General features: G+C 62.9%; 21 protein-coding genes and 1 riboswitch. Of the genes, 8 read left to right on the forward strand and 13 right to left on the reverse strand.

Going from position 1 to position 20,152, the window contains the following annotated elements; all coding sequences use genetic code 11:
* Positions 1-34: 34 nt before the first annotated feature.
* The 5 genes from PI87_RS14535 to PI87_RS14555 form a co-directional block, all read right to left on the reverse strand.
* Positions 35-685, reverse strand: a complete 651-nt coding sequence (locus PI87_RS14535; protein ID WP_039598421.1) for a dihydrofolate reductase family protein — start codon at positions 683-685, stop codon at positions 35-37.
* A gap of 66 nt (positions 686-751) precedes the next feature.
* Entirely contained in the window at positions 752-1,405 is a 654-nt protein-coding gene (locus PI87_RS14540; RefSeq protein ID WP_039598422.1) for a glutathione S-transferase family protein, read from the reverse strand.
* A 540-nt stretch (positions 1,406-1,945) separates the two neighbouring features.
* On the reverse strand, positions 1,946-2,944 hold the full coding sequence (locus PI87_RS14545) for a hypothetical protein (RefSeq protein ID WP_039598423.1): 999 nt from the start codon (positions 2,942-2,944) through the stop codon (positions 1,946-1,948).
* A 343-nt stretch (positions 2,945-3,287) separates the two neighbouring features.
* The gene (locus PI87_RS14550) at positions 3,288-3,530 is read right to left on the reverse strand and encodes a hypothetical protein (protein ID WP_039598424.1); all 243 of its coding nucleotides are present in this window, start codon (positions 3,528-3,530) and stop codon (positions 3,288-3,290) included.
* Between the two features lie 62 nt (positions 3,531-3,592).
* The gene (locus PI87_RS14555; RefSeq protein WP_039598425.1) at positions 3,593-4,564 is read right to left on the reverse strand and encodes a helix-turn-helix transcriptional regulator; all 972 of its coding nucleotides are present in this window, start codon (positions 4,562-4,564) and stop codon (positions 3,593-3,595) included.
* Between the two features lie 98 nt (positions 4,565-4,662).
* Here PI87_RS14555 and PI87_RS14560 point away from each other — a divergent pair, with 98 nt between their 5' ends.
* Positions 4,663-5,400 carry an NIPSNAP family protein gene (locus PI87_RS14560; protein WP_039598426.1) on the forward strand — a complete coding sequence of 246 codons (738 nt, stop codon included), beginning with the start codon at positions 4,663-4,665 and terminating at the stop codon, positions 5,398-5,400.
* A 35-nt stretch (positions 5,401-5,435) separates the two neighbouring features.
* On the opposite strand, the gene PI87_RS14565 is transcribed toward PI87_RS14560, so the two are convergent.
* Positions 5,436-6,443, reverse strand: coding sequence for a sodium:calcium antiporter (locus PI87_RS14565; protein WP_039598571.1), 1,008 nt, complete (start codon positions 6,441-6,443; stop codon positions 5,436-5,438).
* A 24-nt stretch (positions 6,444-6,467) separates the two neighbouring features.
* A riboswitch (yybP-ykoY riboswitch) is annotated at positions 6,468-6,652 on the reverse strand.
* A 202-nt stretch (positions 6,653-6,854) separates the two neighbouring features.
* Positions 6,855-7,712: a LysR family transcriptional regulator gene (locus PI87_RS14570; protein WP_039598427.1), complete on the reverse strand. Its 858-nt coding sequence runs from the start codon at positions 7,710-7,712 to the stop codon at positions 6,855-6,857.
* Between PI87_RS14570 and mdtD the strand changes: the two genes are divergently transcribed.
* Entirely contained in the window at positions 7,711-9,249 is a 1,539-nt protein-coding gene (mdtD, locus tag PI87_RS14575) for a multidrug transporter subunit MdtD (protein WP_157003146.1), read from the forward strand. The two genes, PI87_RS14570 and mdtD, sit on opposite strands and share 2 nt — an antisense overlap.
* A 24-nt stretch (positions 9,250-9,273) precedes the next feature.
* Here the strand turns inward: mdtD and PI87_RS28095 are convergent, their stop codons facing one another.
* Both PI87_RS28095 and PI87_RS14585 read right to left on the reverse strand, forming a co-directional pair.
* Positions 9,274-10,626, reverse strand: coding sequence for an ankyrin repeat domain-containing protein (locus PI87_RS28095; protein ID WP_157003147.1), 1,353 nt, complete (start codon positions 10,624-10,626; stop codon positions 9,274-9,276).
* 125 nt (positions 10,627-10,751) lie between these two features.
* Entirely contained in the window at positions 10,752-11,162 is a 411-nt protein-coding gene (locus tag PI87_RS14585; RefSeq protein ID WP_039598429.1) for an HU family DNA-binding protein, read from the reverse strand.
* 328 nt (positions 11,163-11,490) lie between these two features.
* Here PI87_RS14585 and PI87_RS14590 point away from each other — a divergent pair, with 328 nt between their 5' ends.
* Positions 11,491-12,408 (forward strand): DMT family transporter, encoded by a 918-nt coding sequence (locus tag PI87_RS14590; RefSeq protein ID WP_039598430.1) that lies wholly within the window; start codon positions 11,491-11,493, stop codon positions 12,406-12,408.
* A gap of 19 nt (positions 12,409-12,427) precedes the next feature.
* Here PI87_RS14590 and PI87_RS14595 read toward each other — a convergent pair whose 3' ends face one another.
* Positions 12,428-13,234 (reverse strand): MBL fold metallo-hydrolase, encoded by an 807-nt coding sequence (locus PI87_RS14595; RefSeq protein ID WP_039598431.1) that lies wholly within the window; start codon positions 13,232-13,234, stop codon positions 12,428-12,430.
* A 90-nt stretch (positions 13,235-13,324) separates the two neighbouring features.
* Between PI87_RS14595 and PI87_RS14600 the strand changes: the two genes are divergently transcribed.
* The gene (locus PI87_RS14600) at positions 13,325-14,296 is read left to right on the forward strand and encodes a GlxA family transcriptional regulator (RefSeq protein WP_039598432.1); all 972 of its coding nucleotides are present in this window, start codon (positions 13,325-13,327) and stop codon (positions 14,294-14,296) included.
* Positions 14,297-14,310: 14 nt separating this feature from the next.
* Here PI87_RS14600 and PI87_RS14605 read toward each other — a convergent pair whose 3' ends face one another.
* The 3 genes from PI87_RS14605 to PI87_RS14615 all read right to left on the reverse strand — a co-directional run bounded on the left by PI87_RS14605 (position 14,311) and on the right by PI87_RS14615 (position 16,158).
* Positions 14,311-14,703: a VOC family protein gene (locus PI87_RS14605; protein ID WP_039598433.1), complete on the reverse strand. Its 393-nt coding sequence runs from the start codon at positions 14,701-14,703 to the stop codon at positions 14,311-14,313.
* Between the two features lie 97 nt (positions 14,704-14,800).
* Positions 14,801-15,595, reverse strand: coding sequence for an enoyl-CoA hydratase (locus PI87_RS14610; protein WP_039598434.1), 795 nt, complete (start codon positions 15,593-15,595; stop codon positions 14,801-14,803).
* A gap of 8 nt (positions 15,596-15,603) precedes the next feature.
* On the reverse strand, positions 15,604-16,158 hold the full coding sequence (locus PI87_RS14615) for a TetR/AcrR family transcriptional regulator (RefSeq protein ID WP_039598435.1): 555 nt from the start codon (positions 16,156-16,158) through the stop codon (positions 15,604-15,606).
* A gap of 80 nt (positions 16,159-16,238) precedes the next feature.
* On the opposite strand from PI87_RS14615, the gene PI87_RS14620 reads away from it, so the two are divergent.
* The 4 genes from PI87_RS14620 to PI87_RS14635 all read left to right on the forward strand — a co-directional run bounded on the left by PI87_RS14620 (position 16,239) and on the right by PI87_RS14635 (position 20,145).
* Positions 16,239-16,850, forward strand: coding sequence for a DJ-1/PfpI family protein (locus PI87_RS14620; RefSeq protein WP_039598436.1), 612 nt, complete (start codon positions 16,239-16,241; stop codon positions 16,848-16,850).
* Positions 16,851-16,986: 136 nt separating this feature from the next.
* On the forward strand, positions 16,987-18,348 hold the full coding sequence (locus tag PI87_RS14625) for a hypothetical protein (RefSeq protein ID WP_052321548.1): 1,362 nt from the start codon (positions 16,987-16,989) through the stop codon (positions 18,346-18,348).
* 238 nt (positions 18,349-18,586) lie between these two features.
* Entirely contained in the window at positions 18,587-19,111 is a 525-nt protein-coding gene (fae, locus tag PI87_RS14630) for a formaldehyde-activating enzyme (protein ID WP_039598437.1), read from the forward strand.
* Between the two features lie 11 nt (positions 19,112-19,122).
* The gene (locus PI87_RS14635) at positions 19,123-20,145 is read left to right on the forward strand and encodes an aldo/keto reductase (protein ID WP_039598438.1); all 1,023 of its coding nucleotides are present in this window, start codon (positions 19,123-19,125) and stop codon (positions 20,143-20,145) included.
* The last annotated feature ends 7 nt before the right edge of the window (positions 20,146-20,152 follow it).

Genomic DNA, 20,152 nt, shown 5'->3' on the forward strand with positions numbered 1-20,152 from the left:
TAGCAGGCGGTATAGGCCCGTCGTCAGGCCACCGTCACCCCTGGCGCCGCAGAACAACATGCGTCGCCTTCTCTGATGCCACGGACTCAACGCACGCGTATCCCAGTGCACGCAAGTCGAGCCCTTCGAACAGCGGTTCCCCCCGGCCGAGCAGGACTGGCGAGATCGCAATGTGCAGCTCATCAATGAGGTGCTCACGAAGATACTGCCGGATGGTGTTCGGCCCGCCGCCGATCCGCACGTCCATTCCGGCTGCGGCCTCGCGCGCACGGTCGAGCGCCTCGTGGATGCCCCCGGTGATGAAGTGGAACGTGGTGCCGCCTTCCATCTCGAGGGAGGGGCGAGCATGGTGCGTCAGGACGAAGACTGGAACGTGATACGGCGGGTTGTCTCCCCACCAGCCTTTCCAGTTGGTGTCCGGCCATTCCCCGCGGATGGGGCCGAACATGTTCCGCCCAAGAATCCAGGCCCCGACATTCTGAAAGCTGCGGGCGGCGAAATCATCGTCAACCCCGGTCGTGCCGCCTTCCTTGCCGAACAGGTGCAGCTGGAAGGTGCGTGTGGGGATCAGCCACTGGTGCAGTTCGATCCCGCCAACGCCGAGCGGATTGTTGATGTCTTGATCCGGACCCGCTCCGTATCCGTCGAGCGAGATGGTGCAGCCTGCAACGCGAACGCGTGTCATCGTTTGCCTCCGTGTAGATGCTTAACAGGTCATCCCCCACCACTGGCAACCCACAGCCGCCGTTCCTCAGCCGCCCGGCAGTTTGCCAGTGAATACCGCCAATTGCGCAGCGAAAGCCCGCTTGTAAGCGGGCCGCGCCTCACCGCGAGCGACATAGGCCGCCAGCTTCGGAAATTCGTCCAGAAGGCCCGACGCCCGCAGCCGGAGCAGCACGGACACCATCATCAGATCCCCCGCGCTGAACGCACCATCAAGCCACGCCGCATCGCCCAGGTGCGCAGAAAGCTGCTCCAGCCGATGGCGGATGCGATCCATGATTAGCGGTAAGCGCTCCTTGGTCCAGGGCTTGTCGCCCTCCTGAAACCTGGCGGTGACGAGTTCAAGGATCGGCGGCTCCACGGTGTTGAGCGCTGCAAACATCCATGTGATCGCCCGTGCCCGGGCATTGTCATCGTCCGGCAACAGTCCCGCATGGTGCTCTGCGATATGGAGAACGATCGCCCCGGTCTCGAACAGGACGAGATCGCCTTCCTCATACGTGGGGATCTGGCCGAACGGGTGCCGGCTCAGATGTGCGGGTTCCTTCATCGTCTGGAACGAAACCAGCCGAACCTCGTAGGGTTGGCCTGTCTCTTCGAGCGCCCAGCGCACGCGCGTGTCACGCGCCAGTCCCTTGCCGCCGTCGGGCGACCGTTCAAAGGCAGTGATGGTGGGGGGCATTGCGTGCTCCGGGGATGGGAAGCTATGGCGCGGACGACGATTTCTTCGACACGGGACGTGTTTCTTGCGCTGCTTTATCCACGACGAACGAGCCGGGGCCAGTTCGACATGTTTTCTGTTCGGGTGATTGGCGGTACATCCACATCTGGCCCCCAAACCACCACACATACATCCCCCAACCATTCACATTCACAACGCGCCGCCGCGTTGTACTTTCCCCGCCTGTCCCGAGGAAAGCAACAGCATCTTGTTATTGACTCCGCCCCGTTCCAGCTCCTTGAACAGCTCTCACCGATGCAGTTCCACCAGCCCCCTCCTGCGTAGTGAGCAGATCAACCCCAAAACCGCATGTATGAGGTTCAAAGCGTGGCGTTCCGAGCAAACAAGATTCGCGGTGCCGAGTCAATCCCGCCATGTATGGGGCTCTGAACCTCAGGCGTGAGCCTCAGAGGTTCAGAAGTGGAGCAGGGCGCCGCGACCGGCAGCAGCATCAGATGGCTGACGTCAGACCTGGGTCAAGCCGATGCGCGCGACGTGTGTTCAGTTCTGCGTCAGCGGATTCAGCGTCGTGCAGAGGAATCCGCTGCAGTTGCTGGCCTTGAAGTAGTAAGACGCCGATGTGCCGAGCATGAGATCCCCAAGGTAAGCGTTGTTCTGCGCGCCAAGGTCGTTCAGTTGCTGGATGTACGCCGCGCTTGCCGTCTGCACGGTTGCCGACTGGTACGTGAAGGTGGGCGATTGGGTCTGGTCCTTCACGTAGACCCACGCGGAGTCGGCGCCGAACATCAACGCCCCCTTTGCGCGATAGCCGTTTGCACCTTCGCTGTTCGCCTGCGCGATGAAGCCGCTCGACGTCGTCGGCAGCGTGAGCGCGTCGTAGGTGTAGGTCGCGTTTGACGCGTTGTTTTTCATGTACAGGCTCGTGCTCGCTGAACTGAGCATGATCGGGCCGACCAGCCAGTAGCCCGATTGTCCTTGCCCGTTGGCTTGCGTGAGGAACGCGGCCTGACTGGTCGGCCAGGCTACCGCAGCGTAGGTATAGGTGGCTGACGAGCCGCCGTCCTTGCGATACAAGTTTCCATACGTCAGCGGACCTTCAAAGCGATAGCCGCGTGCACCCTCGGCGTTTGCCTGCGCGAGGAAGGCCGACTGGCCGCTTTGTGCGCCGACTAGTTCGTACGTGTACGTTTGCGCGGTGCCGTCGTTGACGAAGACTGAAGTCGTGGTGCTGCCCGACGCGTTGAACCGGTCGCCCAGATAGCGAAAACCCTTTGCGCCTTCGCTGTTCACCAGAGCAAGGAAGCTCGCCGCATCTGCCGCGGGCGACAGGGCTTCATAGCGCAGCGTGAGCGTGCTGCCGCCATTGGACCCCGAGCCTGGATTGGTGCCCGTGCCCGTGCCCGAACCTGTACCCGGCCCCGAGCCTGTACCCGTTCCGGTTCCCGCATTCGAACCGGTGCCTGATGTGGAGGAGTCGCCACCGCCGCCACAGGCAGTGAGTGCAACACAAGTCATCGCGATCAGCGCAACGGTTTTCATGGGGTCACCTCGGAAGAGAAAATGTGTGAGCGAAGCCCGCGCGCACGACCCTGCCGTGTGCGGGCAAATAGCAACAAGCCATACAGGTAATACCTTCGGTTGGTAATGGAGTTGCCCCGGTTGGCTGGCCGCTGGCATGCGCCAGCGTTGCGCCGTAGCGAATCCATGACATGGAAATATACCGATCTATCTCATTTGGGTGATGATCGTTTGGTAATGCACGGCACTGAATGATCGGCGCGTTGAATCCATTGGGTGGTGGCCGTGGTGGCCGTGGTGGCCGTGGTGGCCCTGCTGGGGCGGCAGGTTTTCTGGTGGCTGGGATGCATTACCCGCCTTAACTTCAGCGCTTGCTTCGATCCCGCGCCTTCACGTCGTACTGCTGGCGATCAATCTCATCCCCATACAGCAGGGCATCGTTGAAGAGCCGGTTGTCGTGCGGCAGGGGTTCGGGCCATTCGCCCTCTCCGTAGAAGCATCGGTAGATCAACTCCGCCTGGTGGTCCCATCGAAACATCACCTCCTCGAAGGGATAGTCCACGAACACGTCTCGACCCTGGAACGTCACACCTTTTTGAACCGGCATCTGTGCCCTTCGGAAAGCGGACACCGGACCAGTCAGTGCTCGGCATCCGCGCAAAACGAATCTCATGTCTTGTAGAGCGTTTTCAACTGCGACAACTCTTCCAGCAGCTGCTGCTTGAGTTCCTGCGGCCCAAGGATCTTCATATGTGCACCGTACCCGAGCAGCTTTCGCGCGCCGTGCTCGATGGATTCGATGGGCAACAGAAATTCTTTCCAGCCAGCCGGCACCATGGTGCTGCCGGCGTCCTGGTCAACAGGCAGGGTTTTGACACGCGCGTTGATCAGCCAATTCTCGCCGCGTGGGGATACGGCGATGTGTGCTGTCAGCCGATAGAGATCGGTCTCGTACCGGCGCATGGCGTCATGCCAGTGCTTTGCCAGATCAAACCGCGCGGGCCGCTTGAAGCGGCGGCGCGAGGGTTTGAGTTCAGCAATCTTCGCCAGCCGAAAGGTCAGCGGGCCGGGCTTGCCGGCCACCTTGGCAATCAGGTACCAGGCTCCGCCCTTGAGCACCAGACCGAGGGGTTCGAGCTCGCGGTCGGACAGGCCATGCCAGCTCTCGTACTTCACTTCGATGCGGTACGAATTCCACACGGCATCGGCAACTTCACGCAGGAACACCGGTGTCTCCTGCGCGCGGTACCAATCCACGGTATCGATGTGCAGTCGGCTGGCGACGCGGTCTGCCTGTTCGCGCGAGTCCGGCGGCAGGCTGGCAATCATCTTCCGCTGCGCGGAGGTTGCCATGCCGTCCAGGCCGAGTTCTGTCGCCGGACCGGGTAGCCCCGCCAGAAACAGCGCGTGTGCTTCCTGCACTGTGAGCCCGGTGAGATCGGTGCGCCAACCCTCACGCAGTTGAAAGCCGCCGTTGCGGCCGCGGTCTCCCCAAATGGGCACGCCCGCGGTGGAGAGCTGGTCGATATCCCGCAGGATCGTGCGCTCGGACACCTCCAATGCTTCCGCCAGCGCCGGGGCAGTCATGCGCCCGCGCGCTTGCAGCAGCATCATGATCGACAACAGCCGGCTCGCTTTCATCAATGCACCATGGCCTCAAATACATGACATGAGATGTCATGTTAATGGACATATCGTTGGCGCATCCCCTGTTGGTGCCGTCCACGCAAAGGTCAAACATGAACGCGAGCATTCAAGACACGCAGCTGGAGGTGATCGAGCTGCGCCAGTACACGCTTCAACCCAACAAGCGCGATGTGCTGATCGATCTCTTCGATCGCGAGCTTGTCGAGACGCAGGAAGCGGTTGGGATGACCGTCATGGGGCAGTTTCGCGATCTCGATCATCCGGACCTGTTTGTCTGGCTGCGCGGGTTTAAGAGCATGGAGACCCGCCTGCGCGGCCTGACGGCGTTCTATGGCGGCCCGACTTGGCAAGCTCATGCCGAGGCGGCCAACGCCACGATGCTGGATTCGGACAACGTGCTGCTGTTGCGCCCCGCCTGGGAGGGTGCCCACCTGCCGACCGACCTGACGCGCCGCGCGAGCCAGGATGCAACGGCGATACCGCCGGGCTTTGTCGACATCACGATCTTCTATCTGGAAGCGCCCGCGTCAGCGGAGCTGCTGGCGTTCTGCCGCGAACGCATGGCGCGCGTTCTCAGCGCCGGCGGCGCGGCAGCCCAGGGCTGGTACACCACCGAGCCGAGCGAGAACGATTTCCGTCGATTGCCGGTGCGGGCGAATGAGCACGTGCTGGTGGGCGTTGCCGTGTTTCCTGACATCACCTGGTTTGACGCATTCGGCCGATCGAATCTGTGGGCGCGTGAGGTTGCGCCGCAATTGGCGCAATGGCCAATTCGGTCGACCGAGACGCACCGGCTGGTGCCCACGGCGCGCTCGGCCATTCACGCGTAAGGCGGGTTTGCACGCACACAGGCGCCGCCGTCGCACTAGCCGTTGGTAAACCGGACAATCAGCACCACCGCAAAGACGGCATACAAGCTGCCGGCTACCACCAGCGTGCGTCCGTGGACCATGCCGCGCCGGAACATGGCCCAGAGATACACGATGGCGGCGGCGGTGATGATGCCGGATGCGAGCAGCGGCCCGTCGAAGCGCCAGGGCGTGAAGAAGATGCCCAGCGCGCTCGGGATGGTGGCCTGGATCATCATCGCGCCAGAGATGTTGGCCAGGGCCAGGCGCTCCTTGCCTTGCCGGACCCAGATCAACGCGTTCATCGTTTCCGGCAACTCGGTGGCAACGGGGCTCAGCAGCAGGGCAACAAGGTGGGGCGGCCACTGCAGTGCCGTGCCGATCGACTCCAGCTGCGACACAAACACATGTGAAGCGCCGCCAATCACCACGAGCGCAATCACAGCTTGCAGCACGGCCCAGCCGAGCGCGGGCTCTGCCTGGTTGGGGCGGATCGACAGGGGCTCCAACTCCTCTTCTTCCGGCGCGGTATCGCCATCCCGGATTTCTCGCCAGACGTAGACGGCGTACGCGGCAAGGAAGAGCACACCCAGCCACGGCTTGTAGGCGAACGCGACCAGCCCCAGGGCGACCTTGACCACAAAGACGCCCAGGAAGGCAGCCTGGTCGCGGCTCATCCGCATGTGGTCGACTTTGACTTCTGTCGTTGGCCGTCCAAGGCGTTTCCGGTTCGCGATCAATGCCAAGCCGACCACGGCATAGGCGAGGGTCGCCAGCACAAGCGGGCCGCCCATTGCTGCGCCGACACCGAGGTCCTTCTTCTCGGGCGTGGAGCCGAACGCGACCGCTACAAACGTCACGGCGCTTTCAGGCAGCGCGGTGCCAAACGCGGCCAATACCGAACCCACCGCAGTGGCGCCCAGATTCAGCCGCTTGCCGCACCATTCAATGCCGTTGACGAAGTATTCGCAGGCCAGGTAGATGGCACCTGCCGACATCAGGAAAAGACCGATCGTGAGAAGCATGAAATGTGAGGGGCCGGGCGACGCGATCAACCAATGGCGCAGCAACGCACGTCGCCCAGCCCTGGGGAGCACGTTGCGGCCAAAGGTCTCGCCTGGCGGTTCCGCTTGCAGCGGTCGCTGTCCACACCATGAGGCATTGGCGCCTCAAGTTTGTTGATGTGGACTTCCGAGCATTGCGCCCGGAATGGCTACTCCCCAATGACAACGGGCGCGAGTCTATCACGTGGGCGACAGGCGTTCTACCGGCCATTTACGTGGCGTAATACCGTCGTCACCCTCACTGTAGGCAGCTGATGCGCCCGTGCCACAACGGCATTCCGACGAGAGCCGAAGCGACGCCCTGGCATTCTGGCGATGGCCAGCATCGACATGGCGCAGTTTGGCGACGTGTTGTTGTCGTCCTGACTGCACTCAGTCTGTGCGCCCAGCACGCAGGTCGCTCTTGCGGATGAGTTGCAGCAGCGTTTCCGCAGGCTTGGTCAGGCGCCGTGCCGACAGCGTGATGAACTCGATGGCCGGCAGGGGAGGCAACGCATCGCCGTTGACGGGCGGCACCAGTCCACCGCCGGCCAGGTCTTGCGCGCGCACCGTAATCCCCAGTCCGCCGCGTGCTGCGGCAATACAACCGGAATGGCTGCTGCTGGTGCAGACCACGCGCCAGAGCCAACCGGCTGCGGCCAGCGTGTCCAGCACCACCGAGCGGGTCACACTCGGCTCATTGACCAGGATGAGCGGCAGCGGCTGGTCCACGTCCACCACGGTGCCGGGTCGCGCCAGCCATTCGAGCTGCCCTCGGAATAGCGGCACCCCACGCCGCCCGCCTTCGCGGCGCTTGCCGATGATCAGGTCGAGCGAGCCGTCTTCGATGCCCTCGTAGAGCTTGCTGGTCATCCCCATCGTGATCTCGAGTTCGACATCGGGATGCGTCGCCCGGAACGCCGCCAGCAGATTGGGCAGTGGCCCTTGGGCCAGGTCTTCCGATGTCCCCAGCCGAACGCGCCCCTGCAGCCGCGGTGCGCTGAACTGCAGTTCGGCGCGCGCCAGTGATTCGAGGATCAACCGTGCGTGCACGAGCAACGCCTCGCCATCGGGCGTGAGCGACAGGGAGTGGGTGTCTCGTACGAACAGCCGCCGGCTCACGCTCTGTTCCAGGCGGCGGATGTGATCGCTGACCGACGATTGCGACAAGCCAAGCTGGCGCCCGGCATCGGTAAAGCTGCGCGCCGCGGCCACGGTGGCGAAGGTCTGGATCCAAACGGGATTGAGCATGCGGCATTGTCATCGGAGATTCCGATTACAGTCAACGACTCTAGAGGGGTTCCCGATTGGTCAACCATGCGTAGCATTGCGGGTGGATGTCCGGAGCTTTCCGGACAGGCATTCCAGGATTCACATGCAGACCGCTTCAACCTCCGCTGCCTCGCAAGACACCTCGCAGAAGGCCATGCTGTGGATCGTCTTTGCCGGCTTCTTCATGCAGGCGCTGGACACGACGATCGTCAATACCGCGCTGCCCTCGATGGCGCGCAGCCTGGGCGAAAAGCCGCTCGATCTGAAATCGGTGGTGGTGGCCTACACGCTCACCATGGCGCTGCTGACGCCGGCGTCGGGTTGGCTGGCCGACAAGTTCGGCACGCGGCGCGTCTATTTCAGCGCCATCCTGATCTTTGTGATCGGCTCGGTGTTCTGCGCTACGGCACATACGCTGCCGCAACTGGTCATCGCCCGCGTTCTGCAGGGTGTTGGCGGGTCCATGCTGCTGCCGGTGGGGCGGCTGGCGGTGTTGCGCAATATCCCGGGCGAGCAGTACATCGCGGCGCTGGCGTTCGTGTCGGTGGCTGGGCAGGTTGGCCCGCTCGTGGGGCCGGCCCTGGGCGGGTGGCTTGTGCAGGACGCCTCGTGGCACTGGATTTTCCTGATCAACGTGCCGGTGGGCCTAGTGGGGTTGTTTGCTGTGCGGCGCTATCTTCCGCAGGACGCGTCGAGCGCGGTGGCGCCATTCGACTGGATCGGTTGCGGTCTGCTGTCGATGTGCATGGTGACTTTTTCGCTGGCGCTCGAAAACGGCGCGAACAGCCCGTGGAGTGCGCTGCTCATCGCTGTCAGCCTTGTCAGCGCGTTGCTGTATATCCCGCATGCAAGGCGGCGGGTTGCGCCGTTGTTCCGACTGACGCTGTTCCGCGAACCGAATTTCAGCGTTGGCCTGGTCGGCAACCTTTTCTGCCGGATTGGTTCGGGCGCGGTGCCATTCCTGCTACCGCTGCTGTTCCAGTTGCAGTTGGGCTACTCGCCGTTTCGCTCGGGGTTGCTGCTGTTGCCGATCGCCATTGCGGGCATGCTTGCCAAGCGCTGGGTCGTGCCCCTCGTGAACCGGTTCGGCTACGACGGTTTCCTGCTGATCAACACGTGGATCGTCGGCCTATCCATTGCATCGTTTGCCGCCATGTCGCCGGGCTGGCCGCTGGTACTGTCGATCCTGCAGCTGTCGATTTTCGGCTGCGCGAATTCGATGCAGTTCGCGGCCATGAACAGCATCACGCTCAAGGGCCTGTCGCATGAGGACGCCGGCAGCGGCAACAGCCTGTTCTCGATGGTGCAGATGCTGGCGATCGGCCTGGGTGTGACGATTGGCGGTGGGCTTGTCAGCCTGTTCTCGGTCAGGCTCGGTATGGCCGGCCCGGCCTATCAGTTCGCGTTTCTCACCATGGGCCTGGTGACCGTGGTGTCTGCGCTGATTTTCCGTCGGTTGGATGCGAAGCCGTTCAATCCGGCGCGTGTCGAGCCAGCGGCCGCACGGGCACGGTAGCGCGGCGCTGGTGGCGACTGGTCTTCAACGAGGGCAGTCCCCCGCTTGTGCCGCCGGGTTCTTCTGCAGCAGCAGTTGCGCAACGTCCGGATGCCCATAGCAGCGCGCGTAGGCAAGTGCGGTCAAGCCCGACGGGGATTTGGCGTTGGGATCTGCGCCCGCATCCAGAAGCCGTCTCGTCAACGGCAAGTCGCCATAGACGGCGGCGCGGACCAGCAAACTGTATCCCCGGGCATCCCGTGTGGTGACGTCAACAAGACGGCTCGGCGGCGACATCGCGTTCAACTGATCGTTGAAGCGCTTGAGCTGAACTTCGGGAATGGCATCCAACGCTTGAAACAGCACGGTTTTCATACGCTGGTTCACTTCGTCAGGAATCAGCGGCTGCGGCGAGATACCAAGCATCATCTCCAGCGCACGGGTATCGCCCTTGACGGCAATCTGGGCGCTACTCATGAGCGGAGACGTCCAGACGCCTGTCGAGTGACGCTCGACCGGAAGCGCGTAGCGGCGTTGAATCAAGGATTCGAGGATGTCCAGGCGACCGGCATGGATTGCGGCATCCCAGACCGCCATCTCGGGCGGGGCGGGTTCATGCATGTCCAGCAAGGTCTTTACGACGTCAATGGGCGCGCGCTTGCGAATGGCAGCCGTGATATCCGCGCTCCTGAGCGGATAGCTCACACCCGGGTCCCGTTGCCAGGCGTCGCGGCTTGGCGTGAATTGGTCGAACTTGGCCTTGAGCCGTTGCAGGGCTTCTGTTCGTTGCGGCTCTGGCAGGTCAGCGATCCCTGACCAAAGCGTCGACAGGTTAGCCGTTTGCTCCGCGGGCGCCTTGTCGAGCAGGCGATCGAGGAAGATGCGAGCCACCTGTGCCGTATCTTCTGGCGTGGCGCGTCCACTGCTGAGTATTTGCAGGAAGCGCCCGACATCTCCCCAGGCGTACCGCCCGTCTTGCGTTGGTGTGGCGCCATCGTCAAGCAGCGACTCGATCCCGCGCAACACGGGCTTCATATGCAGTTGGTTTGGCGCCAGGTTGATAAAGAAGGCCAGGCGTTTGTTGTTCAGCGCTGCGCGATCTTCCGGACGCGCACCATCACGGAACGCGAGCCAGTCACCCTGCCGAAGGTTTTCAGTGGCGATCTTCCCCAGCGTGTACACGGTATGCGGGCACTTCCCGGAGGGTTGAATCGGTTCGCCCAATGCGCGCAGGCGTTGCATATCACCATCAATGACTGCCTCACATTGCTTTTCAGATGCCGTTTCCGGTTCTGCTGCACTCGCCGCCATTGCTAGCGTTGCACCTCCAAACACCACGTTCAATATCACAGACAGCCGAACCGCGTGGTGCAAGCGTGCAGATGAGAATGGGGTCACTTAAACAATCCTCGACGGGTGGAGATAGCGTGCCGTTTAGCCGGGTGAGTGTATGACAGGGTTTGCACGCTTCAACTCAGCATAAAAAAAGGGGGCCGAAGCCCCCTTTTTCTTGTTGCGGCGTATTACCCGTTCAGGGCTGCGTCCTTGACCTTTTTCAGGGCACGGACTTTCACACGCACCGTTGCCGGCTTTGCTTCGAACCACTGCTCCAAACCGGTGAAGGGGTTCTTGCCAAAGCGGCGCTTGGTTGCGGGAACCTTCACAGACGTCACCTTGAAGAGGCCCGGCAGCGTGAACTCGCCGGCACCCTTCTTGTGCAGTGCGCCTGTGATGGTGTTTTCCAGGTGGAGAAGAACGGCCTTCACGGCTTTGGCATCAACCTGCGCCTGTTCGGCAAGATGGCTCACCAGGCTCGACTTGGTGAACGTGTCTTTCAACGGCTTGACGGACACAGCGGTCGCGGCAGACTTCTTTGCCGGCGCGGCCTTCTTCGGTGCTGCCTTTTTTGCTGCTGTTTTAGCTTTGGTTGCCATGGGAGTATTCGGAAGTAGGTGAATGGGCCAGCAAGAGTTGAGCGTATCGCACAGCGCGACACGCTGCAAGAAAGGATAGCAAAACTCGCGCTGATCGCATGCAGAAATCAGCCGTCAGGGGCGCATTTTGGCTGATCGCACGGGTGACTCCTCAAGGTTTCCATCATCTGGTGAGTACGTTCGTTGAGCGTTGCCGTCGTTGTGTGCATGGCCCGCACCGACACTTTGACCGAGACCGAACCGTTCCTTCTGGGGAAACACCCCGGCCCCGGCTACGCTCCTCAGACATTGCACGTCAGCCGATGACCGTCAGCGGAAGGGGATTCAGGTGCCAAAGACCGACACATCTGCAACCAGCAACCTGGCCGGGTTGGTGTTGCTTCTCGTCCTATCCAGCTTGTGGGGCGCGTCTTACACCTTCATCCGGATGGGCGTGGAGACCATTCCGCCGCTGACCTTCATTGCCGCAAGAACGCTGATCGCAGGCCTGCTGCTGTTGCTTTGGATGCAGGGCCGTCGCATTCCAATGCCCAGCGAACGGGCCGTCTGGATGCGTTTTGGCGTGCAGGCGCTGCTCAACAGCGTGGTGCCGTTCACGCTCATCGCATGGGCGGAGCGCTCGGTGGGGGCGGGGCTGGCCACCATCCTGAACTCAACGTCGCCGGTCATGGTGTTTCTGGGTACGGCGCTGATCACCCGACACGAGCCGGTGTCTGTGCGCAAGCTCGTTGGCGTGATCGCGGGGTTGATTGGAACGTGTATGGTGATCGGCCCGAGCGCCATCGATGGGCTGGGCGACCAGCTCATTCCGCAGTTGGCGATCGTGGCGGCGACGGCATGCTATGCCGGCGCCGCAATCTACGGCCGATCCTTCAAGGGCTTGAATCCCGCTGCCCCTGCCGCCGGGTCGTTGATTGTCGGCGCACTGCTGCTGACCCCTGTCAGCCTGGTGGTCGATCGGCCGTGGGAAGTCCATCCTTCTACACGCTCGTTGACGGCGTTGTTGGCACTGGCGGTGTTCTCGACGGCCCTGGCGTTCGTCATCTACTTTCGGCTCATTCAAGTGCTGGGGGCGATCGGCACCACGGCGCAGGCCTATCTGCGTGTTCCGATTGGTGTTGGGATCAGCGTTGCGTTCCTGGGCGAGTCGCTGGCACCTTCGGCCTGGTTGGGGCTGGGGTGTGTCGTTGTTGGCGTTGCCGCGATGTCGATACCCGCGCGCCTCACGCGAGCGCAGCGGGCGTAGGTTGCACGTCCGCAGGCCATCACATCGGCAGGCAGCTTGGCCGTTCGGTATGGCCAAGTTCCAGCGTTTCGCCATCGGCGGGAATGCGCAGCCGCGTTGCGACGCCGGCTTCCCTGGCGGCGCGCCTGAGGTCGTCACGCGTCACGGGGCAATGGCTCAGTGCTTCAAGGTGATTCGCCACGACGATGCTGGGCGCCTGGCGCGTGAATTCGATGACCTCGTCGATGCCCATGATGATCTCGCCGCCGAGATCGAAGCGTGCGCCGCCTGCTGGCACGACACACACGTCTGGACGGCGCCGCGCAACGAAGTCCGTGACGGTGGGCGTCAGTACCGTGTCGCCAGTCAAGTAGAGCGAGGGCTCGCCGGGCGCTTCGATCAGGTAGCCGACGCCATGCTCCATCAGCCGGCCCACCAGCCCGCGACCGTGTGTGCAGCGTACGGTGCGTATCGTGCCGCCCAGGAACGGGCCAGGTTGCGCGTGCTCACGGTGCAGCGGCTGCACGTTCAGGCCGCGCTGGGTCAGATGCTCGGCATCATGCGGCGTGCAGATGACGGGAATCTGCCGCTCACGCAGCCACCGTTTCGCGGCGCGGTCCAGGTGGTCGAAATGACCGCGCTGGCAGTGGGTAATCAGGCAATGCGTGACGGATTCCAGCGCCGGCCAGGCAACGTCAGGAAGCTCGACCAGCGGATTGCGTTGCCGCGCGCCGGACAGCCGCAGCGGCGGCAGCGCGTGTCTGGGCGCCAGCATGGGATCGACCAGGATGCGGTTGGCGCCGATCTCCACGATGAGGGTGGCATTGCGTAGCTGTTGGATTTTCATGAACACGTCTCCCCGGATACGCGTTCATTGTGTCGAGGTTCATCGGCTGCCAGAATGGCAGGATTAGACACATTTGATTCATTTTTCGCCATGCCTAAACCGCTCCGGATTGGCCTGCTGCTTTACCCGCATTGCATGCCGGCAGGCGTGCTGGCGTTCGCCGATCTGCTCCACGCGGCCAACCGCCGCGCAGGGCGGGTGATTTTCGAGCCACGCTATGTCTCGCTGCAACCTGCTGAGGTCGTTTGCGGCCAGGGGCTCTCTCTGCAAGTCAGGCATGCGTTGGATGCGCAGGCGCTCGACGCTGTCTTGGTGCCTGGCTTCTGGGCAGAGTCGGCCGCGCAGATCGAAGCGGTGCTGGGCGCCAATATGGCGTTGATCCAGGCATTGGCAGCGTTTGACCGAAGCAAGCGGCTCTGGGGGTATTGCACTGGCGTGTGCCTGCTGGCCGCCAGCGGCAAGCTGAACGGCCAACCGGCCACCGTGACATGGTGGGCGGCAGACGCCATGCAACGGCACTACGGCAAGGTCCGCTGGCAGGCCGAGCGAAGCTGCATCGTCAACGCACGCACGGCAACGGCTTCCGGCGTGAGCGGCTATCTCCCCATCGCCCAGGCGCTCATCGAGCAGCACGTAAGCGCGGAAGCCTTGCACGATCTCGTCAAGCTGATGGTCCTGCCGCGCCCTGCGCAGACACACGAGGCGTTCCAGTCGATGAGCTTGATTGAGCAGGGCAGCCCGATGCTGCGCCGGCTGCACGCGCTGGTGGGGCAGCTTCCGGCGGAGTCCATCACCGTAACGAGCCTTGCCGATGCGCTTGGCATGTCTGCGCGCACCTTGGCGCGGAAGGTCGTCAGCGAGACGGGGGTACCGGTCGCCGAGTATGCGCGCCGGGTGAAGTTGAATCAGGTCAGCGAGCGTCTTGTGTTGACGTCGGTGCCGGTCGGCACCATCAGTGCGGACCTTGGGTTCAGCAGTGATTCGAACATGCGGCGCATGTTCAAGGTGCTGACGTCGATGACGCCCGTCGAGTACCGCAGGAAGTATTCGCGGCAATCGTGATCTGGCCTGACGTTTTACGCGCCACTTCCAGACAAGTCCTGTCCCACCATCATTCGATGTCCATCTGGCGTTGCCACAACGAACTCCCGCATGCCATGTGGCCTGTCGGTGGGCGCCTGAAGAATGATGGCGCCCTTGCCAACAAACTCGTCGTGAAGCGCATCAGCATTGTCGACATGGAGGTAGCCGAAATAGCTGTGGTCGCCCGTTGCGGCAGGTGACAGTGCGTCCGGGCAATGGCCCATCATGATGCGCACACCCCCTCTGGTTGCGAGTTGCCACCCTAAACCATCGGGCCACGCAAGCCGAAAGCCGAGCGCGTCACGAAAGTAGGAGGCGCTCCGTTGAAGGTCAGGTACCGCAATCACAAAAGAAAATGAACGCAGATTGGCTTCGGATGCGGACATGTCGGCAACTCCAGAAGAGGGATTGTGCGATTTTATCCAGGGCGCTCCTGAGGCTTGTGGCTCCGTCAGAGCGATGCCGTTTGTGCCGCAGATGCGTTTACTCCCGCCACTTGGCCGGCCGCTTCTCCAGAAACGCGTCAATCCCTTCGCCGGCATCCTCTTCCATCATGTTGCGCGCCATGACATCGCCTGCGTAGGCGTAGGCATCGTTCAGCGCCATTTGCCGCTGTCGATAGAACATCGCCTTGCCGTAGCGGATCGCGGTGGGGCTCTTTGACAGGATCTCGGCCACCTTGCGGGCGACGGCATCGTCAAGCGCCGCATCGGGCACGGCCTCGTTGATGAGTCCCCAGTCTGCTGCGGTGGCAGCGTCGATGAAGCGGCCCGTCACCAGCATGTCGAACGCGCGCTTGGCCGATACGTTGCGCGACAACGCCACGGCGGGTGTCGAGCAGAACAAACCGACGTTGATGCCCGACACCGCAAAGCGCGCTGCTTCTGAGGCGATTGCCAGATCGCAACTGGCCACAAGCTGGCAGCCTGCCGCCGTGGCAATGCCATGCACGCGCGCGATGACCGGCACCGGCAGCGCCTGGATGGCCTGCATCACCACGCTGCAGCGCGCAAACAGCGCCTGGTAGTAGGCAAGTTGCGGCGTGCCGCGCATTTCGCGCAAGTCGTGTCCGGCGCAAAATGCCTTGCCTGCGGCGGCCAGCACCACGCAGCGCACGCTACCGTCTGCCGCAATGTCGACCAGGGCACGCTGCAGTGCATCCAGCATGGCTTCGGACAGCGCGTTGAATTGCTGCGGACGGTTCAGCGTGAGGGTGACCACGCCTTCACGCGCTTCGCACAGCACCAGCGCGTCTGTTGTGGTGGGGCTGGATTCCATACATGCACCTACAGGGGGAGGGAGGACGAAAGCCCGCCACTGCGCAGCCGCGTGATCGCCAACTGTGCGAGCTGGGCGAACGAAGCCGGTTGGCTCCGGTCGCCCGATTGCTGCCCGCCGATGAGCCACAGGTGTGCAAAGCGTGCGACGAGTTCTGCGTCAACCGGGTTGTCCATCCGCGCGCGGCAGGTCGAGATGGCGAACGACAAACGGGTGCGGTCGACCCGGTCCTGGTACTCGGCAACCAGCCGGTCCCGGCGTGCCCATGCCCGAATCGCAATCTCTCGCTGCGGATGCTTACCGGCAGCCACCGCCAGATAGCGCGCGAGCACATCTTCCAGGGTGAGACCTTCTGCCGCATGCGCGAGCATCCGCTCGGTGTAGTCCTGCTCCCATTGCGTGAGCACGGCGCGGACAAAGGCTTCCCGGCTGCGGAAGTGGTGATAGAACGAGCCCCGCGTCACATTCAGGCGTCGGGACAGGCGCTCGGCAGACACGCCCGCATAGCCCTCGTGGTCGAGGGCATCAAATGCGGCGGCAATCCATTGATCTCGCGTCAACATTGGGTGGGTACCGATAACGTACAGACTGTGTATGGTCGTGCCGGCGTCACTAGACTGCGGCTTCGATTCTGGAGCCGCCAATGAAGCAAATCGCACTGATCGCCTTTGAGCAATTCACCGACATCGACCTGTTCCTGATGTGGGACATTCTGGGTCGCAATCAGAACGATTGGCAAGTTCGGATTCTGGGCCAGCAACCGGAACTTCGCTCGGCCCATGGCCTGGTGATTCCCACGCATGGCCGGCTTGAAGAAGCCAACCAGGCCGATGTCGTGCTCTTTGCCAGCGGCAAGGAAGGCGTGCCCACTGCCATGTCGGACGCCGCCTTCATGGGCGCGTTTCAGCTGGATTCGAGCCGCCAGTTGATCGGCTCCATCTGCGCGGGCGCGTTCATTCTTGCGCGACTCGGTCTGCTTCCCCAGCCCCTGGCCACGACACACCCCGAGGCACGCGCGGCGCTACGGGCAGAAGGCGTGGAACCCGACGAGCGGCCGTTCGTGAGCGACGGCAATGTCGCCACGGCCGGCGGGTGTCTTGCAGCGCTCTATCTGGTCGGCTGGGTTGCCGAGCGCCTGTTTGGCGCAGAGAAATGCTTGGAGACGCTGCGGCCGGTACTGCCTGCGGGGCAGTACGGCATGTATGAGACGCTGATCGTGTCCAGCCTGGAGCAGGGCAGCACGCAGCATGCATGAGCCACGGCGCCGGACTGCACAGTAGCGCGCGTTATGCCGCCGGCGCATGACCTCATCGTTTTATCTTCGTTCAGCCCGGAGGGCTGCTGTCACAGACTTTCTTGCTGCTGTTCCACAACAACCACAAGGAAGAAAGATGACCCCGCAGTTCTCTCCCCGTGTGCAGCCCCGGTTTGCCCGTTCGCTTCGTGTGGCGGGCGTGGCCGCGCTCTTCGCGGCGCTGGCTGTGCCAGTTCAGGCGGCTTCACCGCTTGCCACGGCCGATCAGGTTGCACTCGATGCGCTGGCCGTGCAGATCAACCGGAACAACGGCTATCCAGTGCTCAAGGCGGAAGCCAAGGCCGCATACGCCCTGGCCTATGGCGGCAACGTCAGCGCGGAAGCCGCAAGCCGCCTCGACAACGCCATCAATGAACTGGCATTCAGCGCCATCCAGAAGTCGGTCAATGGCGATCCGTTCAACCCCAAGGTGTACTGGGTGGATGCGCCACCGCGCAACTGGCCGGGCGTGAACGTGCCGGGCGGGCGCTATTCCTATGACAACCCGGACAACATCTACCGGACCATCCCGATCGACGGGTCGTCGCGCTACGTCATCAAGGGCAAGCGTACGTATCCTGGCCCGACCGATGTCACGTTCTCGCTCATCAGCAATCCGAACTCGCAGCAGACCGTGGCCATCCTGACGGGGCCGGATCTGGTCGTGGACGCTGACGGCACATACACCATCACCGTGGACAATGCGCCGGCCAACGGCCGCGTGAACCATATTCAGTCCAACGGGCAGGCGCGGCAACTGTTCATCCGCAACAACCTTGGCAACTGGAATACGGAAACGCCTGACACGCTGAGCGTAAAGCGCGTGCCGGACGGCCGGAGCTATCCGGCCAAGGGGGCCTTTGCCATCGCGGCCGATGCGTGGTTGAACCTGCAGGAATCCATCTTCGACTACGGCGTGGGTGCACTGGGCCTCAAGACGCATACCAACCCGGTGAATACGCTGTCTAGCCCAACGGTCTCGTCCACCCTGGGTACGCTCACCACGCAGGCCAGTTCGTTCGGCTACTTCAAGCTGGCGGACGACGAGGCGCTGGTTGCCACGGTGCAGACGGGCGGTGCGGGGTACGTAGTGTTTCCGGTGACGGACCCGTGGCTGGTCACAGTTGATCCGATTCGCCATCAGTCCAGCCTGAACAACGTGCAGGCCGCACCGAACCCCGACGGCAGCTATACCTTCGTGGTGTCGACCCAGGACCCGGGTGTGGCCAACTGGATCGATCCGGTGGGGCTGCATGAGGGCACCATCATGGTCCGCTGGCAGAACCTGCCTGCCACCAAACCGCTGGCTGGCGGACCAGCCATCCAGACGCAGGTGGTGAAGCTGGGCAACCTTGCAGGTGCACTGCCGGCCAGCACGCGCTATGTGAGCGCTGCCCAGCGGGCTCAGCAATTGACCGACCGCGCCGCAGGGTATGCGCGGCGCGTAGCCCTCCAGTAACAAGCGAGGAGGGGGCGACTACGATCGTTCTCCTCCCAGCGCCGCTCCGCATATTCCAGGGGGCTGGCCCGTCCTGACGGTGCTCGCCACCTCGCGTCACAGTCCCGCTACGCCGCAGCTTCGGAATCGTCCCGATATGCGGCTTGCGCATACCCCGTCATCGAAATTTGTCGCTTCCCGGGTGGAATCGCACGCCGACACAATGGCCGCGCATAACCCCCTTGGACGCGACATCGCAATGACTTCCCCCACCCAAAAGCAGCTCTACATCGGCGAAGGCTTTGAAGGCCCCGGCGTCAACCTCGCGCACATCAACGTGCTGATTGGCCCGCGCAACGGCCCTGCTGGTCAGGCATTCTCCACCGCACTGGCGACACCGTCGGCTGGCCATGCACCGTTCGTCATCATCGCGCAGCCGGGCATCCCGACCAAGCCGCTCACGCTGTACGTGAACAAGGCGCCGATCGAGAGCGACTTCCACGGCAACGCCACGTGGGGCGCATCGCAGGCCGGTATCGCCAAGGCCGTGGCCGAAGCGCTGGAGAACGGCACGCTGCCGCCGGAAGCGGAGAACGACTGGGTGGTCGTGTCGGCCAACTGGGTGAACCCCAAGACCGACAACCTCGACGCTGTGTTCGAGAACAACTACAAGGCCTGCCGCAACGCGATCATCGCCGCCATGGAAGGCCTGCCGCGCAAGGAAGCCGTGTTTGCCGCCGCGCGTGATGTCTCCAACCCGTTCTACACCCCGAAGAAGGGCTGAGGAGACCCAAGATGGAGTACGTCCGCCTGGGCCAATCCGGCCTGAAGGTGTCGCGCCTGTGTCTGGGCACGATGAACATGGGCACGCCGCAATGGAAGCCCTGGATTTTTGATGAAGCGCAAAGCGAGCCGATCGTGCGCCACGCACTGGAAGCCGGTGTCAACTTCATCGACCTGGCCGACTTCTACTCGACCGGTGTCGGCGAGGAAGTTGTCGGCCGCATCCTGAAGCGCCTCGCGCGCCGCGAAGAGCTGGTTGTGACCACCAAGGTCGGCTACGACATGGGCAACTACCCCAATGCGGGCGGCCATTCGCGCAAGCACATCCTCGATGGCATTGACGCGTCGCTCAAGCGGCTCGACATGGATTATGTCGATGTCTACATGCTGCATTTCTTTGATGTGAACACGCCCGTTGAAGAGACCATGCGCGCGATGCATGACGTTGTTGAGGCGGGCAAGGCGCGCTACCTCGGCGTGTCGACCATGTACACGTGGCAGTTCGCCAAGATCATGCAGGTGTGCGAGCGCAACGGCTGGCACAAGCCGATCAACATGCAGCTCCAGCTCAACCTCGCTTACCGCGAAGAAGAGCGCGAGATGGTGCCGTATTGCATCGACCAGGGTGTGGGCGTGTCGGTGTTCAGCCCGCTGGCGCGCGGCTTGCTGACCTGCGAGCCGACATCGACGCGCAACCAGACCGATTTCTTCACCGCGCAGATGTATGGCGACCCGGCATCGCTGGCGATTGCGGACTCGGTGGCCAAGGTGGCCAAGCGCCGCGGCGTGCCGGCCGCGCAGATCGCGCAGGCGTGGGTGCTGAGCCGCCCGGGCATCGCCAGCATGCTGGTGGGCGCCGATTCGGTTGCGCAATTCGATAGCGCACTGGGTGCGCTCGAAACCAGGCTGACCGAAGACGAGCTGTTCGAGCTCGACCGCAACTACACGCCGTGCGACCTCATCAACGACTACACGGCCGGCAAGCGCTGCGCACGTGAAGCGCGTCCGCCGCAAGGCGTTTTTGCGGCAGATTGAAGGAGCA

The organism is Ralstonia sp. A12, assembly GCF_000801955.1.
Taxonomy (GTDB): domain Bacteria; phylum Pseudomonadota; class Gammaproteobacteria; order Burkholderiales; family Burkholderiaceae; genus Ralstonia.